This is a genomic window from Paracnuella aquatica (genome assembly GCF_003332885.2).
Taxonomy (GTDB): Bacteria; Bacteroidota; Bacteroidia; order Chitinophagales; family Chitinophagaceae; genus Flavisolibacter; species Flavisolibacter aquaticus.
Window position 1 is genome coordinate 896915 of the sequence record NZ_QOWJ01000001.1, and the last position, 17149, is coordinate 914063.

Sequence of the window (17149 nt, forward strand, 5' to 3'; positions counted from 1 at the left end):
TCGTGAAACGGCAAACGTCAATGGTCAATGCTATACTTAAATCGTCAATCGAAAATCCAAAATCGCAAATCGGCAAAGTTCTCATCACCATCACCATTGCCCATTCACCATTCACGATAATGTTTCGGCCAGCTTCACCGCGGCTTTTAATGCGTTCAGTTTATTTTCCACTTCCTTTAACTCACTTTCCGGCTTGCTGGCTGCCACTACACCGGCACCGGCCTGGCTGTACAACGTATTATTCTTACTCAAAAATGTGCGGATCATAATGGCGTGGTTGCAGCTGCCGTTCAAGCCCACAAAACCAATGGCGCCGCCATAGTAACTGCGGGGTGTGGGTTCGTATGCATCAATCAATTGCATGGCCCTGTATTTAGGAGCACCACTTAATGTACCGGCGGGAAATGTCTTTGCCAGCACTGCAAACGGATTGGTACCATCAGGCACTGTGCCCACCACTTCGCTCACCAGGTGAATGACATGCGAATAGTAATGCACCTGCCGGTAATGCGCCACATTCACATCTTTACACACGGTACTCAGATCGTTGCGGGCCAGGTCCACCAGCATTACGTGTTCGGCATTTTCTTTAGGATCTTTTAGCAGGTCTTCAGCGGCTTGTGCATCTACAGCATCGTCGCCACTGCGGCGGAATGTCCCCGCAATAGGATGCACCACCGCCTTACCGTTGCGGATGATTACCTGCGCCTCAGGCGACGAGCCCATTAGTTTGTAATCGCCATAATCAAAAAAGAACAGGTACGGCGAAGGATTAATATTGCGCAAGGCCCGGTACACCGCTATTTCATCGCCGATAAACGATTGCTGGTAGCGGCGGCTGAGTACAATTTGAAATACATCGCCACGGTGACAACTTTGTATGCCCTTGCGCACCATTTCCATATAATCTTCATCCGTCATGTTCGATGTTTCGGATGCAACAGCACGGAACGGATACACCGGCAAATCGCGGCTGCGGATGAGCGATTCAACCAGCGCCAGTTCGCTTTCAACGCCGTCCACCTTGTTTTCAATGAGCCACAATTCGTCTTTAAAATGGTTGATGGCAATTACATACTGATACAACCGGTACCGCGCCAATGGAATAGCCGTTTCGTTGCCGCCGTCTTTTTTAAAACTAACGGTCTCGAATAACTGCACTGCATCGAAAGAACAATACCCGTATAGCCCCTGCGCAAATTGCGCCACTTTTGGATCGTTGCTGGTGCCTTCAAACCGCTGTAAAAAATTGTATAAAACGTCTTCAATTTTTTGTCCGGCCAACGCCACTTTCTGCGGCTCTGCTCCAGGCAATTTGAACTCGGCCTTGTCGCTGCTTTGCACCTCGATGCCGCCAATGGCATTGATGCAGATAAACGAAAAACTATTTTCGGCAACGTGGTGGTCGGTGCTTTCCAAAAGGATCGTATCCCGGAAGCGGTCGCGCAGCCGCAGGTAAATGCCCACCGGTGTGTACAGGTCGGCCAGCATTTTTTTGGCGGTGGTTTCGATCAGTATTTTTTTCATCAACCCAATATTTCCTGTGCTCGCCCAATTGTTCTTGCCGGCGCCTGTTGGCTACCTTTTGGAATCATTTTTGCGCAACACCAGTTTGCTAAATGGAATAAAAAAAGCCCCGGAAAAACCGGGGCCTGAATATCTTGATACATGCAGATAGGACAGAACAAACCCCGTTAAGAATTTGAATGCCACCACCACTGCATGTTGTTGATCTTTTTCATCGTATGCAAATATGCAATACAAGGCGCATTTGAACAAATAATTTTTAGCTTCAATAAAAATCACTGCACATGAACATACAACATAAGATGTCCGGCACCCATGGCCTGTTTTATATTCCCGGCGAAGAAGGCGAACGTGCCGCAGAACTGGTGTATGCCGTTACCGACGATGGTAAAATGATCATTGAACACACCGGTGTGGATGAGGAGTTACGCGGACAAAATGTTGGCTACGAGCTGGTACATGCCGCCGTGGAGCATGCCCGCAAATATGATTTTAAAGTGGTGCCCGTGTGCCCTTTTGCCAAAGCCATTTTTGAAAAAAAGCCGGACTTTGTGGATGTGCTGGCGTAGGAAGGTATGTTGTTAATTGGTAGTTGGTAGTTGGTAGTTGGTAGTTGGTAGTTGGTAGTTGGTAGTTGGTAGTTGGTAGTTGTGAACTTTTGCCGCTATTTGTTTATTATTCAAACATGAAAATAAAATTGAAAAGGCTGCACTCAGGCAGCCTTTTCAATTTTTATGAACTTGGCAATTGCTTTTTACTATCAACTACCAACTGTCAACAATCAACTCCTCAATACGGCCTGGCTTCCTTCGACTCATTCTCCGCCTGGTTTACGGCGTCCTGCTCGTCTCTGGTGCCGATTTGATGGGAGCCGTTTCCGTTGCTTCCGGCCCGTAGGCCTTCAGCTACGCGGCGACCGTAATCTTCATCGCAAGCCGTAAACATTTCGATCATTTTATCCTGGATATGTTGCGCAACAGGCTTCAACGTGTTTACCAGGTTCAGGATCAGTTCATCGCGTTCCCAATCTTCAAAGTTGCGGTAAGTTTCACCGGCTTGCTTAAAATCGTTGGTGCGATCGATGCGCTGGCGCACCAGGCGTGCATTGTATTGCGGCTCGTAATCTTTACCGCGCTTAGCCGCTTCCTGCAATCCATTCAGCGAGGAAGGCTCGTAGTTCACATGCGGATTTTGCCCTTCGGCCAGGTCCACTTTAAACGACATTTGCCCGCCACGCTGGTTAGTAGCCACATGGCTTTTAGGTGCGTTAATCGGCAGTTGTAAATAGTTGGTACCTACGCGGTAACGCTGTGTATCTGAATAGGAGAACGTTCTGCCCTGCAGCATTTTATCGTCCGAAAAATCAAGACCATCCACCAGTACGCCGGTACCAAAGGCCGACAGTTCCACTTCATTATGGAAATCCGACGGGTTGCGATCGAGCACCATGCGGCCTACAGGCAGCCAGGGGAACTGGTCTTGCGGCCACAGTTTGGTATCGTCCAGCGGATCGAAATCCAGCTCCGGATGTTCATCATCGCTCATGATCTGTACAAACAGTTCCCACTCGGGATAATCACCGTTCTTGATGGATTCGTACAGGTCTTGCGTAGCGTGGTTGAAATTTTTGCCTTGAATCTCCTGCGCCTGTGCCGAGGTCAGGTTTTTAATGCCCTGCTTGGGCTCCCAATGGTATTTTACCAGCACGGCTTCACCATCGGCATTTACCCATTTGTATGTGTTTACACCGGAGCCCTGCATGTGGCGGTAGCTGGCCGGGATACCCCATGGCGAAAACAGGAAGGTGATCATGTGCATTGCCTCAGGCGTATGCGAAATAAAATCGAACTGCCGCTGCCCATCCTGGATATTCGTAATCGGATCGGGCTTGAAGGCATGGATAAAATCGGGGAACTTGATCGCGTCGCGGATAAAGAAGATTTTCAGGTTGTTGCCCACGAGATCCCAGTTGCCATCTTCGGTATAAAATTTCACCGCAAAACCGCGAGGGTCGCGCAATGTTTCCGGTGAATGCAGGCCATGAATAACAGTTGAAAACCGCACAAATACAGGCGTTCTTTTACCTTTTTCCTGGAACAGTTTTGCACGGGTATATTTCGAAACCGGATCGTTGCCAACAGTGCCATACGCTTCAAAATAACCATGTGCCCCGGCACCGCGGGCATGCACCACACGTTCAGGCACCCGTTCACGATCGAAGTGCGACATTTTTTCCAGGAAATGATAGTTCTCCATTGTGGCCGGCCCACGGTTGCCCACCGTACGCAGGTTCTGGTTATCGAACACCGGGTGACCCTGGCGGGTGGTGAGCTGATTATTTCCAGACTGGCCATTACTGCCCGAATGGCCATTGCCATTTCCGGCAGCATCGGGCTTGTTTTGATCCTGATTCATATGGATGTGTTTAGGTGTTAAAAAGAGCGGTAGCCAAAGTTAGGCGCAACAAAGCAACAAAAGCTGCGTCAAGCGGCGTTATAGAAAAGTACAATAGCCAATAGACACCGCCTATATTTTTTTATAAATGTTTTGAAATGCTAAAAACGCTGTTCGTTTTTTCATGCTGCAAAAATGTTGCCCGAGCTCCATCACAAACAATCCTTAATAAAATAAAAACAGGCGGCTCATGTGAGCCACCTGTTTTTATTTGGGCAAATATCTTTTTTACAAAACACCTTTCGTGCTCGGCAATTGGTTGCTCGATGCATCCCGGCGAACCGCCATTTTAATGGCTTTTGCAAATGCCTTGAAGATGGCCTCGATCTTATGATGTTCGTTATCGCCGCGGCACTCGATGTTGAGGTTGCAACGGGCCGCATCGGAAAACGATTTAAAGAAATGGAAGAACATTTCTGTGGGTACATCTCCTACCCTTTCGCGGCAAAAAGTTGCATTCCAAACAATCCAGTTGCGGCCCCCAAAATCAATCAGCACTTTCGCCTCCGCTTCATCCATGGGCAAAGCAAACCCGTAGCGTTCGATGCCGCGTTTATTGCCCAATGCCTGCGCAAACGCTTCACCCAAGGTAATGCCGGTATCTTCAATGGTGTGGTGTTCGTCGATGTGCAGGTCGCCTTTAGCAATTACTTCCAAATCAATCATGCCGTGCCGGGCAATCTGGTCGAGCATGTGATCAAAAAAATGCAGGCCGGTTTTGATATTTGCTTTGCCAGTGCCATCTAAATTCAGCCGAACTGATATGCCTGTTTCGCTGGTGTTGCGGGAATGTTCCACCACTCGTTCACCCAATTTTAAAAACTCGTAGATGGCTTTCCAGTCGGTTGTTTCCAATGCCACCACCTCAGACAGTGCAGCTTGTTCGTCGCTCACTTCTGCAGCACCCAGCGCCGGGTTGTTGTTGAGCCAAATGGCTTTGCAACCCAAGTTCTTCGCCAATTGCACATCGGTAATGCGGTCGCCAATTACAAACGACCCGAGAATGTCGTAAGCATCGTTGTTGAGGTAGTGCAACATCATGCCGGTACCGGGCTTGCGGGTAGGCAAATTTTCGTGCGGAAAGCTGCGGTCAATGAGCACTTCGGAAAAATGCACGCCTTCGCTGGCAAACGAGTCCATCACATGCTGGTGCAGTGGATGAAAGTCTGTTTCGGGAAATGAATCTGTGCCTAAACCATCTTGGTTGCTTACCATCACCAACTCAAAATCCAACTCAGTAGCAATCTTGGCCATGTAGGTAAATGCCATGGGGTAGAACTTTAATTTTTCCCATGCATCGATCTGGTAAGTGGGTGGTGCTTCCTGTATCAATGTGCCATCGCGGTCGATGAATAAAACTTTTTTTGCCATGCTGTATTGTATTTCCGGATCATCAACCGGATCTGTTTTTATGATTTCTTTTTTGCCCGTTCCGCTTTTACTTCCGCGGCGCTAACGGCGCCGGCATTGTTACCAAATGAATGGCGCACATACGTAAGCACATCTGCTATTTGCGCATCGGTAAGGTGCGTGTTTGCAGGCATGCTATTGGACCATCGGTCGCCGTCGATAACCACCTGCCCTTGTGAACCATGCAGCACCAAGTTGATCAGGCGCGGTTTTGCGCCAGCTACCCATTCGTTGGGTGTCAGCGGTGGATTGAGGTGCGGCACACCCGATCCATCTTCCTGGTGGCAGGGCAAACAATTGGTAGTGTAAACAGCTTTGCCCCGCTCCATCACTACTGCCGATGGCACCGTAGCTTTTGCATCCGGCTTTTTCGTTTGCGCGGCAGCGCTTATACAAATGCCCATCAAGAAAAGGGCATAAACAAATGTTTTCATCATGCAGGTTTGTAACTGATTTTCCAAACTGTGCCATTGGCGTCATCGGTAACATACAGCGCACCATCGGCGCCCTGCGCCAAACCGCAAGGGCGGTACTGCGCCCTGCCGGGTGCTGTAATAGTTTCGGTGCCCGCAAAGCCATCGGCAAAAATTTCCCACGGGCCGGAAGGCTTGCCATTAGCAAACGGCACAAATGCTACGAAATATCCTTTTTGCGGCAGCGGCGTCCGGTTCCATGAACCATGAAATGCAATGAAGGCACCGTTGCGGTATTTTTCGGGAAATTGGTTGCCGGTGTAAAACAGCAACCCATTGGGTGCCATATGAGCGGGAAACGCCTGAACCGGCGCTTGCACGCCTGCACAACGTTCCGCTTTTTTACCATCGCCGCCGTATTCCGGCGCCAACACTTTTTGGTTGCGGGTACCGTCGTAGTAGCAATAAGGCCAGCCAAAATCGGCACCCGCTTTTTTTACTTCAAACATTTCCTCAGCAGGCAGTTCGGCACTTTGCAGCGAGTCGTACAGGTTCGGAAAAAGATAAGCCAGTTGATCGCGGCCGTGCTGCATTACGAACAGCGAATTGGTTTGCGTGTTCCAGTCGAGCCCCACCACGTTGCGCAGGCCGGTAGCATACCGGGTGCCCTGCGCATAGGTTTGACCCTTGCCATCTGCTCTAAATTGCCAGATGCCGCCGGCCGTTTCTAAAATGGGGCATGGATCCTGTCCCGGCGAACCCTTCGTGCGGTCCTGCACCTGGCAGGCATTGGACGGCGCACCCACATTTACATACAGGTTGCCTGCATTGTCCAATGCTAATGATTTTGAATTGTGCTGGCCACGGTCCACCAAACCGGTTACGACAAGTTCAGGTTTATCTATGTCTTCAATTTCGTTGCGGTTGGTGAGTTTGTACCGGTACACTTCGCTGTTCGACGATGCATACAGGTAGCCATTTTTGATGGCAATACCGGTACCCGGGTATTCGCCAAACGACGTGATTTTATCAGCCTTGCCATCGCCGTTGGTATCACGCAACCCAACAATGCCTTTGCCTTCACTAAGCTTGCCCAGTTTTACATAAATATCACCACTGGGATGCACCGCTATATGCCTTGCCTGGCCCAGGTTTTCGGCTACAACGGTGCTGGTAAAACCGGTGGGCAAACTAATAGTAGATGGCGCCACCCGGGTGGTGTCCGCGGCATTTAATGCTACAGTGAAAAACATCAGGTGTGGAAGCAACAACAAGACTTTTGGTTTCATATGTTGTACTTTTTTTGGCAAATGATCAAACCGTTGCCGCCGCAAATTGCTGCAGCTGCTGCATCAGTTCCTTATTTTCCCGCTCGGTGCCCACTGTGATGCGCAAACAACCTTCGCACAAAATTACGTTGCTGCGGTTGCGAACAATGATGCCTTGCGCCACCAAGAAATCATACACCCCATTGGCATCGGCTACTTTTGCCAAAATAAAATTAGCATCGGTTGGGTAAACCTCCTGCACGATTGGCAACTGTTTCAGTCCACTTGCCAACACTTCCCGTTCCTTTACCAGTTCGGTGATCATAGCATTCACACCTTTCAGGTTATCCAGTGCTTTAGAAGCTAGCTCCTGCGTGGCCTGGTTGATGTTGTAAGGCGGCTTGATCTTGTTTAATATGCTGATGATCTCGGCAGATGCGATGGTCATGCCGAGGCGTAAAGCAGCCAGGCCCCATGCTTTGGAAAAGGTTTGCAAAATCACCAGGTTGGGGTAATCGGCCAGGTCGGCAATGAACGAACGCTGCCGGCTGAAATTGATATAAGCTTCATCCACCACTACCAATCCGTCAAAATTATTCAGCACCAGTTCGATGTCCTCGCGGTGCAGGCTGTTGCCGGTGGGGTTATTGGGCGAGCACAAAAAAATGATCTTGGTGCGGGCATCCACTTCTTCGGCCAGCGCATCAAGGTTCAGTTGAAAATTGGGCAGCAGCGGAATGCTTTTTACCGGCACATTATTGATGTGTGCATACACCTCGTACATGCCATATGTTGGCGGTACAATAACAATGTTATCCTGCGCCGGTTCGCAAAAGGCGCGGATCAGCAGGTCAATGCATTCGTCGGAGCCGTTGCCCAGCAAAATATTTTCGGGCTTCGTGGCTTTGATCTTCGCGATCTTTTCTTTGAGGCTCCATTGCAGCGGATCGGGGTAACGGTTGTACCATTTCGTCAACGGCGAACCAAGGCTGTTTTCGTTTGCATCTAAAAAAATGCGGGCTTCACCTTTAAACTCGTCGCGGGCCGATGAGTAAGGTTTCAGGTTTTTTATATTTTCCCGAACGATATTGTTGATATCAAAATTCATTGGTTCCAGTTATTTGTAGAGCTAAAAAATTGAGGCTGTTTCAAGACAAACAATGTTTATTCGTTATGATGCAATCGAATGCGTACTGCTTCGGCGTGTGCATCCAGCCCTTCGGCTTCAGCCATCGCGATGACGGTAGCACCAATTCCTTCCAGCCCTTCCCGCGTTAATTTTTGATAGGTAATTTTTTTGACAAACGAATCAACACTCACACCGCTATAGGCACGGGCGTAGCCATTGGTGGGCAATGTATGGTTGGTGCCCGATGCATAATCACCGGCACTTTCCGGCGAATAGCTACCAATAAACACCGAGCCGGCGTTAGTGATTTGTTCCGCAATGGTTTCGGCGTGGTAGCAATTTAAAATAAGGTGTTCGCATGCATATGCATTCACCAATTCTATGGCTTCAAACGTATCGCCCACTACAATTGCCTTGCTATTGCCAAGCGCTTTTGCAGCAATATCCCTGCGTTGCAGTTGCTGCAGTTGTGCTTCCAACGCTTCGGCCACTTTATATACCAACGCTTCGGAAATGGAAACCAGCAACACCTGGCTATCGGGCCCATGCTCGGCCTGCGACAAAAGGTCGGCAGCAATAAAAGCCGGGTTGGCCGAATCATCGGCCAATACGCAAACTTCGCTGGGACCGGCTGGCATATCGATGGCTACACCGTCCATTTGCGCTAGTTGTTTGGCGGCTGTTACATATTGGTTGCCAGGGCCAAATATTTTATAAACTGCAGGTACTGTTTCGGTGCCGTAAGCCATGGCAGCAATGGCTTGTGCGCCGCCCACTTTAAACACCCGTGCTACACCCGTTAGCGATGCGGCAAACAAAATGGCGGGATGCACAGTACTGTCTTTACCGCTGGGTGTGCACAATATAACTTCCTTGCAGCCGGCCAGCTTTGCCGGTATCGCCAGCATCAACACTGTTGAAAACAGCGGTGCGGTGCCGCCTGGAACATACAGGCCCACTTTATCGATACCCACCGATTTGCGCCAGCATTCAATGCCCGGCATGGTGGTAACCATTTGCTTGTTGGAAATTTGCACGGAATGGAATGCTTCGATATTTGCTGCAGCCTGTTTGATGGCTTCTTTCAATTCATCCGATAGCATTTCAGCAGCGGCTTCCATTTCTTCAACGCTTACTTCGAGGGCACTTAATTGCACACCATCAAACTGTTGCGCATAGGCCACCAACGCAGCATCGCCACCGGTTTTTACACCGTGCAAAATTTGCTGCACCGACTGCAGCACGGCGCTGTTGTCAACATAAGGGCGCTGCAGCAATTGCGGCCAGTCGCTTTTTTCCGGATGCAGCAAAATTTCCATGTCGTTCTATTTTATTACCAGGAAAAGTTCCCGATCAGTTCAATATTTTAATGTTTTGTATTCAAAACAACTAACTCGGTTACATGATCATTTTTTCGATGGGCACAACCAATATGCCTTCGGCACCAGCGGCTTTTAGTTGTTCGATCTTGGTCCAAAAAGCGTCCTCTTCAATTACGCTGTGCACAGAGCTCCAGCCCGATTCGGCCAGAGGTAACACTGTTGGACTGCGCATACCGGGCAGCAGGCTGATGACGGTTTCCAGTGCATCATTGGGTGCATTGAGCAACACGTATTTGTAGCGCTTGGCTTTGCGCACCGACCGGATGCGGAACACCAACTGATCGAGCAGCTTTTGTTGATCGGGCTGCAGCTCTTTTGTTTTAATAAGCACTGCCTGGCTTTGCAAAATGGGTTGCACCTCTTTCAGGCCATTCATGAACAACGTGGAACCACTGCTCACCAGGTCGCACACTGCATCGGCCAAACCTATGCCAGGAGCCAGTTCCACCGACCCACTGATCTCGTGAATCTCAGCATTCACGCCGTTTTCAGTTAAAAACTTCTGCGTGAGAAACGGGTAGCTGGTGGCAATTTTTTTACCATCCAAATATGCGGGCCCGGTGTAGTCTTCATTTTTGCCAACGGCAATGGAAAGGCGGCATTTACCAAAACCAACCCGCTCCACGATGTCCACGCTCCTGTTCTTTTCGTACAAAACATTTTCACCCACAAAACCAATATGCGCTACACCATCTTCCACATATTGCGGGATATCATCGTCGCGCAAAAAATACACTTCGGCGGCAAAATTTTCGGCGTTGCTCTTTAGCTGGTTGTGCCCGTTCTTCACGCCCAGGCCGCAATCATTGAGCAGCTTTAGCGAATCATCGTGCAGTCGTCCGGATTTTTGAATGGCTATTTTCAGGCTCATAAAATACAATTAAAAAAGGCTTACCCAACGGATAAGCCTTCAGAGATTTATGTGTTGTACACAAAGCACCAGCGGCTTACCCTTGCAGGCAAGTATGAGCATGGTGATGGATATGTACGAGATTGATCATTTGTGGCGCAAAAATAAGTGCCGCTTTTAAACTGGCAAATTTTTATTGGTCCTTTTTCGCGGGCCAACCAAAACATATTTGAACCCGTCTTAACTTTTGTAACGCCAACTTTGCACCAAACTTTAGGCCATGCGTAAAATCATTTTCTTGCTTTTCATTACTATCGCCGCAAGTGGCCTGCAGGCGCAACAAATCCAATCCATTACATTCAACCTGTACACCGACAGCCTGAAAAAAGGTTTTTACAATTACATTTCGGTAGATGGGCAAGCGGCCGATGGCAGCTGGCTCCCACTCGATTCGACGCACCTGATTTTTACGTCGAATACGGGCCACTTTAAAGGCAATGACTTGTTTATCGATTCCGCATATAAAGCCGATTCGGTTCGGGTAAAAGTAATGTTGCGTAGCAACCCATTGTTGTGGAAAGAAACTGAGATTTATATCCGTAAACGCGGTTTTGACGAGCCGCTGAAAACAGAAGAAGAACTCCTGAACCAGCCCATAAGAAAACCGAAAAAAGGGCGGAAGTTTTTATCTTAAATAACGATCCTGAATTGTGGTGCAATAAAAAAAGGTGCTGTGCAGCACCTTCAATATTTTAAGTAAAACTGTAGTCAATAAAAAATGGCAGGCTACTCACATCGCACCGCTACAACCGCCTACCCTTGCTACCTTCCGGTCCTGGGGGAGTTCAGCAGGAGCTGGTCGTATGAGACCTGCCGGTGCAAATATAGGCAGGTATGTTCAAAAATTCTGCCCGCTGCTATTTTTAATTTTTCGTTGTGATGTGGAAGCAGATTGAAAATGATCTATTAACATTTATATGTATGATGCCATTATAAAAATTGCAACACTATAAACCACCGCGTTGCAAGATTGAATTCACTGTTGCGGTTCCAATCAATTCATCTGCCCTTGCACCAAAGGGCCGGAAATACACTAAAATGGTGTAGGTATTTTCAGCGTTCCAGAAGTTGCCTTCTGTTTGTGCAAACTCAGGAAAAGATCCGCGATTAGCGGGTTGTGTAAAATAGGCATAGCTGTAATAACCTTGTTTCAACTGCAACAATTTTTCATATGCACCGCGGTCGGCATTGAACTGCATCAGTGCCGATGTGTCCGCCGCCCAATTGGTCATTTCACCAAACAGGTACAAATCCGATCCTTGCAGCTGTTTGTTTTCCGGAGGGAAATAAGTAAACCGCACTGTAGCATATTCGCTTTGCCAGAATGGATTATTATTTTCCAAAACTTCAAACGTGTAAGCGCCGTTGATATCGCGGTAATAATTATAGGGCAGCCCTGCACGGCTGGCGTCTGGTTTTACCGAAACCAATAAATTTTGGCCTTGGGTAATAATGTCCTGCACACGGTCGCTTTGCAGGCGCAGGCTGCGCAGGTCTACCCACCTAAACTCCCGCAGCGCGGGGAATGCCGTGGTGGCTTCATCGGTGTATTCGTAAAAATTACCACGGAAAACCGTGGGCCGGTCCAGAATCCGCGAGGTCGTCCAGTTGTTGTTTTGCAGGATCACCACTTTCAAATCTGAAGGGCTCATTACCTGCAGGCGCTGGTCAGTGTTCAACGCAATCTGCAGCTTTTGTCCTGTACGAAACAGGCTGCTGTTAAAAGGTTGCTGCACTTGCGCAGCAACACTGGCTTTGGTATCGGCCACCACAAACCGGCGGGTAAAAACTGTTTTAGATGTATCACCATTCAAAAACACTTTCAGTAAATAATTGCCGGATCGTGTTGGCGCCGAACTGCGGTCGGGCAATTGCGCCTGGTAATGCGTATAGCGTGTAGTGGTGAGCGAAGAACTGCGGTAATTGGTGATGCGTACATTTTGAAAGCCCCGCACATAATCGAACGTTGTGAGCATCGAAGGCGTCCAGTCGGCATTGCATAACTGGAACCCATAATAGTAATTTTTAAAATCACCATCAAGGTCATCAAAATGCAGCTCAAGCACATCTGCGGAGTTGAGGCGAATGAGCGGGAATGAAGTCTGGTCGCCGGAACGAAATAATTTTACACTGTGCACTTTTTGCGCACCCACAGCAGCGGCAAAAAGCACCGCCCACAACAACAGGATCGTACGGTATCGATTCATATCAACAATGAAAATAAGTTTTTTATCCCGCCGGCGTTATTTTTGAGCCCGGCTCGAACCAGTAGGACGAACAAAAATGGCTTTTAGTTGATGCCCGCCCGTATTTAAATTTAAGTTTTGAACTTATCCTCATTCATTGCAAAACGCATTGCCTTTAACCGGCAACAATCTTTTTCCCGGTTCATCATCCGGCTGTCTATTGCAGCCACGGTGATCAGCGTGGCCGTAATGATCATTACGCTTTCGTTTGTCAACGGCTTCCAGGAAACGGTGAGCCAGAAGGTGTTTTCTTTCTCAGGGCATGTGCGGGTGCAGGCCAGGCAGCCGATGAAAGCCAATATTGCGGAAGACATTCCCATTGAAGCATCGGATGCGGTGGCGCAATCCATTCGCGAACTGCCGCAAGTTACAGCGGTCAATCCTTTCGCTACTAAATACGCCATTTTAAAAACCACTTCCGAAATGGAAGGCGTATTGCTCAAGGGTTTTGGATCGCAGCCATCGTTTAAACACCTCGAGCAATTCCTTTTGCCCGGCGGCCGCATGCCAAATATCAACGACAGCTCCTATAGCCGCGAAATAGTGTTATCGGAATACACCGCACGACAGTTGCAGTTGAAACTAAACGACCGCATTTTTATTTATTTTGTACGCCCCGATGGCAGTATGCGCCCCGATCGTTTGCAAGTGGTGGGCATCTATAAAACCAGCATAGAAGAATATGATAAAACCTTTGCGCTGGGCGACCTGAAACTCATTCAACGCCTGAATGGCTGGGAGCCGTACGAGATTGGTGGCTATGAAATATTCTTATCCGACTACAACCAGATGGATGCGGTAAGCAATGAAATTTATGCAGCGGATTTGTTTCCACAACTTTGGGAAACCCGAACCGTGCAGGAGATTCTGCCGTACATCTTTGACTGGCTACATATTCAAAACACCAACCAGTTTATCCTCATCACCATTATGATCATCATTGCGCTGATCAACCTCATTACCTGCCTCATTATACTGGTATTGGAGCGGTTGCGCATGGTAGGCATTTTAAAAGCGCTGGGCGCTTCCAACTGGGCGGTGCAAAAAATATTTTTATACCATGCAGCTTACATTACGCTGACGGGTATTGTATTTGGAACCTTGCTGGCGCTGGGCCTGCTGTGGCTGCAAATGGAAACCGGCTTTGTGCGCCTTAAAGAAGAAGCATATTACATGCAAACAGCGGTGGTGATCATTAAATGGGAGCAGGTTGCTGCTGTAGGCATTTGCACGCTGCTTGTTTCGGTGCTGGTGTTGCTCATCCCCTCTTTCCTGATCCGCAGCATACAACCGGTGAAGGCAATTCGTTTCCGGTAATTATTTATTAAAACGCAGCTGTTGTTCTGCACCCACCAGGTGCGATAAAATAATGCCGGTGGCAACGGCTGCGTTGAGCGATTCGGCGCTGCCAATGCGTGGGATGGTGATCTTTTGCGTGGCCCGCTCCAACAGTTCGTGCCGTAACCCTTTGCTTTCATTTCCGATCATGATGATGCCCGGCTGCAAACTGCCCGCTTCATATAGCGACATACCGTCAAGCGCTGCGGCATAAACCGGTGCTTGTTGTTGCGCCAGCCAGCTATCGTCCCTATCGTACCAAATGTTTACCCTTGCCAGCGAAGCCATCGTACTTTGCACCACTTTAGGATTATACATATCGGCAGTGCTGGGGCTGCACACCACATGTTGTACGCCAAACCAGTCGGCCAGCCGGATGATGGTGCCGAGGTTGCCGGGATCTTGGATGGTATCGAGATAAATACACCATTGGTCCGTACTTGTGGGCTGCATACCTTTAAACATTTTAAAAACAGCCAGCACTTTGTTGGGTGTTTGCAGGTGCGATATCCGCTGCAGCAGCGGTTCGTCTACAATTTCGAGCGGCAATGATAACAAGCTTTCTGCATGCTCCGCAGCCCAATCTTTTACCGCGTAAATGCGGTGCACCTGCCCCGGCGCGGCAGCCAACAATTCCGCCACAATCTTCGGACCTTCGGCCACAAAAAGGCCGGCTGCATCCCTGCTTTTTTTGTCGCGTAAACTTTGAATATCTTTAATCCCTTTATTATTCAGCATAGTCGGGCTTTAATCTTTATGTTGTACACCCTGGCAAAACCTTCTCAGCTTTCACTGCTCCTCGTTACCTTATGGATGCTCCTGCTGGCTTCGTGCACCACGCTGCGCAATTATCCCGCTGGCCAACCCTTTGTTTACCAAACCAACGTAAAGGTGGAGGGCAAATTTAGCAAGGAAGAGCAAAAACAGCTGGAAGGCTTGCTGCAACAGCAATTGCACGATTCGATACAGGTAAGATCGGTGGCAAAATTAATTGGCTGGAAGAACGGTCCCCGTCTTTTTTATAAAGAGATTGTAAACCCGCCGGTGTACGACAGTTTGAATGCCTCAAAGTCGGTGGCATTTATGGAAGCGCTGCTTAATGCGCAAGGGTATTTCCGCGACACAATCACCTACGATACAACCTTGGTGGTAAAAGAAGACCAACTGCGCACCACCGTAAATTTCAACGTGGTGCCGGGTAAATTGGTGACCATTGATTCGGTGGTGTACAACCTTGAAGACGACACGTTGAAAAGCATTACGGATAAAAATATGGCCAGCACCTTGCTGAAAAAAGGTGTGCCATTTTCTAAAAATTTGATTTCGCAGGAGTTTGACCGCCTCGTGAATGTGTACCGCAATAATGGTTACCTGCAATTTTCCTTTGAAGACCTGATCGCGGTTTTTGACACCGTGGGCATCGACCTGCTGCGGCCCACTTTTGATCCTATTGAACAGGCAAGGCAATTGCAGGAATTGCAGCGCCGCCGCGAAAATCCATCGGCTACGGTGGAGGTGCGGCTGCGGGTAAGCGAAGATTCGAACCGGCTGGTGCGGTACAAGGTGGGCAACATTACCGTTTACCCCGACCTATCTGCTGATACGGCTAATTATATTCCCCGCACCGATACATTAAGCGGCTTGCAGGTGGTAAGTTACCGCGACCTGTTTAAACCCCGCATTATTGCCGAAAACATCATGGTGAAACGCGGCGACCTGTACAGTCATGAGCAATACCTGCGGGCTCTTTTGCGCCTCAATGGCATTGGCTCCTGGCGCCTAGTGAGTATAGACCCAGTGCCACGTAAAGGGATTGATACGGTAGATTACGTAGTGAAGATGTTTCCTGCGGCCCGCTACAAAGGCACCATCAATATCGAAGGCAGCCAGAACAGGGGCAACCCATATGTGGGTGCTATCGGTTTTGGCATCAATGCCAGCCTCAACAACCGCAACTTTGCCAGGGCTGCCAACCAGGCCACGTCAACAGTGCGCTATGGTATTGAATTGGGCAGCAAAGGACAAATTCAAACGCAGATTGTATCGCTCAATAATTCCATTCTTTTCCCGCGGCTTATTCCGCGCAATAATTGGATTCCGTTTGCCTGGCGTGAAAATGCCCGAACGGTGTTGAATTTCAACATCAACAATACCGATCGGTTCCGGTGGTTTAACCTAACCTCTTTTAACCTGAACTGGGGTTACTCTTTTAGCCGCGACAACAAACTGTTTACGTTTACTTTTCCCAACATCGAATACTCATTCATCACACGCCGGGAAGAGTTGAATGCACGGATTGCAAAATATCCCTCGTACCGCTACATTTTCAATGCAGGCCTTGTCTCGTCCACTATTTTAGGCTACACAGTAACAGGCGGCACCAAAAAAGTTTCCAACCAAAAACGGGTGAATCTAGAAGCATCGGGACTAACTTCCGGCCTGATCCGCAACCCATTTTTAGACAGTAATCTTTATCGTTTTGTAAAACTCGACGCGGAGTTCAGGCAAGTGCATCAAATGGGTAAATCGGCATTTGCATGGCGGGTGTTCGGTGGCGCCGGCATCGGCATGCCGCGTTTTGAAAGGGACCGGATCAACCAATACCTGCCGTTTTTTAAACAATACTTTGGCGGTGGCCCCAATAGTATGCGGGCATGGGGCTTGCGCAAACTTGGGCCGGGTTCAAACAGCCGTTCCACTGCCGATACGATTGCCCCGGAACGATTTGGCGATGTGCAGTTGGAGGCCAATGCCGAATACCGTTTTCCACTCTATAATATGGGCGGTGTGCAAATCAACAGCGCATTTTTTACCGACATCGGCAACATCTGGTTTTTGCGCAAAAACGAAGATTTTGAAGATGGCGAGTTTCGTGCCGACCGCTTTTTGCAGGATATTGGCATTGGCACCGGTACCGGCCTTCGGGTAGATTTTGGATTTTTCCTGGTGCGCCTCGACTATGCATATAAAGTCAAAGACCCAGCTAAACGGGGAAAGGACCAATGGTTTAACCGATGGCGGCTCGACAATGGGATGCTGCAACTCGGCATCAACTATCCGTTTTAAAGAAAA

At 48.7% G+C, this 17149-nt stretch carries 14 protein-coding genes and 1 other RNA gene; 4 read left to right on the forward strand and 11 right to left on the reverse strand.

All coding sequences use genetic code 11. The features are described from left to right. Positions 1–111: 111 nt before the first annotated feature. Positions 112–1527: an anthranilate synthase component I family protein gene (locus DRJ53_RS03910; protein WP_114234236.1), complete on the reverse strand. Its 1416-nt coding sequence runs from the start codon at positions 1525–1527 to the stop codon at positions 112–114. A 284-nt stretch (positions 1528–1811) separates the two neighbouring features. Here DRJ53_RS03910 and DRJ53_RS03920 point away from each other — a divergent pair, with 284 nt between their 5' ends. Beyond that, the gene (locus DRJ53_RS03920) at positions 1812–2096 is read left to right on the forward strand and encodes a GNAT family N-acetyltransferase (protein WP_114234238.1); all 285 of its coding nucleotides are present in this window, start codon (positions 1812–1814) and stop codon (positions 2094–2096) included. Positions 2097–2316: 220 nt separating this feature from the next. On the opposite strand, the gene DRJ53_RS03930 is transcribed toward DRJ53_RS03920, so the two are convergent. From DRJ53_RS03930 to hisG, 7 genes are all read right to left on the reverse strand, one after another. After that, positions 2317–3942: a catalase gene (locus DRJ53_RS03930; protein WP_114234239.1), complete on the reverse strand. Its 1626-nt coding sequence runs from the start codon at positions 3940–3942 to the stop codon at positions 2317–2319. Positions 3943–4209: 267 nt separating this feature from the next. Next, a complete protein-coding gene (gene hisB / locus DRJ53_RS03935; protein ID WP_114234240.1) occupies positions 4210–5352 on the reverse strand; it encodes a bifunctional histidinol-phosphatase/imidazoleglycerol-phosphate dehydratase HisB in 1143 nt (380 codons plus the stop codon). A gap of 38 nt (positions 5353–5390) precedes the next feature. Further along, positions 5391–5825 (reverse strand): c-type cytochrome, encoded by a 435-nt coding sequence (locus DRJ53_RS03940; protein ID WP_114234241.1) that lies wholly within the window; start codon positions 5823–5825, stop codon positions 5391–5393. Further along, complete coding sequence (locus DRJ53_RS03945; protein WP_114234242.1) at positions 5825–7093, reverse strand: PQQ-dependent sugar dehydrogenase; 1269 nt, start codon at positions 7091–7093, stop codon at positions 5825–5827. Before DRJ53_RS03945 ends, DRJ53_RS03940 begins: the two co-directional genes overlap by 1 nt. Before the next feature lie 25 nt (positions 7094–7118). Then, the gene (hisC, locus tag DRJ53_RS03950) at positions 7119–8180 is read right to left on the reverse strand and encodes a histidinol-phosphate transaminase (RefSeq protein ID WP_114234243.1); all 1062 of its coding nucleotides are present in this window, start codon (positions 8178–8180) and stop codon (positions 7119–7121) included. A gap of 56 nt (positions 8181–8236) precedes the next feature. Next, positions 8237–9520, reverse strand: a complete 1284-nt coding sequence (hisD, locus tag DRJ53_RS03955; RefSeq protein ID WP_114234244.1) for a histidinol dehydrogenase — start codon at positions 9518–9520, stop codon at positions 8237–8239. Between the two features lie 79 nt (positions 9521–9599). Then, positions 9600–10454: an ATP phosphoribosyltransferase gene (gene hisG / locus DRJ53_RS03960; RefSeq protein ID WP_114234245.1), complete on the reverse strand. Its 855-nt coding sequence runs from the start codon at positions 10452–10454 to the stop codon at positions 9600–9602. A 259-nt stretch (positions 10455–10713) separates the two neighbouring features. On the opposite strand from hisG, the gene DRJ53_RS03965 reads away from it, so the two are divergent. Beyond that, the gene (locus DRJ53_RS03965) at positions 10714–11127 is read left to right on the forward strand and encodes a hypothetical protein (protein ID WP_114234246.1); all 414 of its coding nucleotides are present in this window, start codon (positions 10714–10716) and stop codon (positions 11125–11127) included. A gap of 82 nt (positions 11128–11209) precedes the next feature. Here DRJ53_RS03965 and ffs read toward each other — a convergent pair. Further along, positions 11210–11309: signal recognition particle sRNA small type (ffs, locus tag DRJ53_RS03970), an RNA gene on the reverse strand. 131 nt (positions 11310–11440) lie between these two features. Further along, positions 11441–12700 carry a type IX secretion system plug protein gene (locus DRJ53_RS03975; RefSeq protein WP_114234247.1) on the reverse strand — a complete coding sequence of 420 codons (1260 nt, stop codon included), beginning with the start codon at positions 12698–12700 and terminating at the stop codon, positions 11441–11443. Positions 12701–12817: 117 nt separating this feature from the next. Between DRJ53_RS03975 and DRJ53_RS03980 the strand changes: the two genes are divergently transcribed. Then, positions 12818–14056, forward strand: a complete 1239-nt coding sequence (locus tag DRJ53_RS03980; protein ID WP_114234248.1) for an ABC transporter permease — start codon at positions 12818–12820, stop codon at positions 14054–14056. On the opposite strand, the gene DRJ53_RS03985 is transcribed toward DRJ53_RS03980, so the two are convergent. Then, on the reverse strand, positions 14057–14815 hold the full coding sequence (locus DRJ53_RS03985; protein ID WP_114234249.1) for a TrmH family RNA methyltransferase: 759 nt from the start codon (positions 14813–14815) through the stop codon (positions 14057–14059). Positions 14816–14833: 18 nt separating this feature from the next. Here DRJ53_RS03985 and DRJ53_RS03990 point away from each other — a divergent pair, with 18 nt between their 5' ends. Next, positions 14834–17143: a BamA/TamA family outer membrane protein gene (locus tag DRJ53_RS03990; RefSeq protein ID WP_114234250.1), complete on the forward strand. Its 2310-nt coding sequence runs from the start codon at positions 14834–14836 to the stop codon at positions 17141–17143. The last annotated feature ends 6 nt before the right edge of the window (positions 17144–17149 follow it).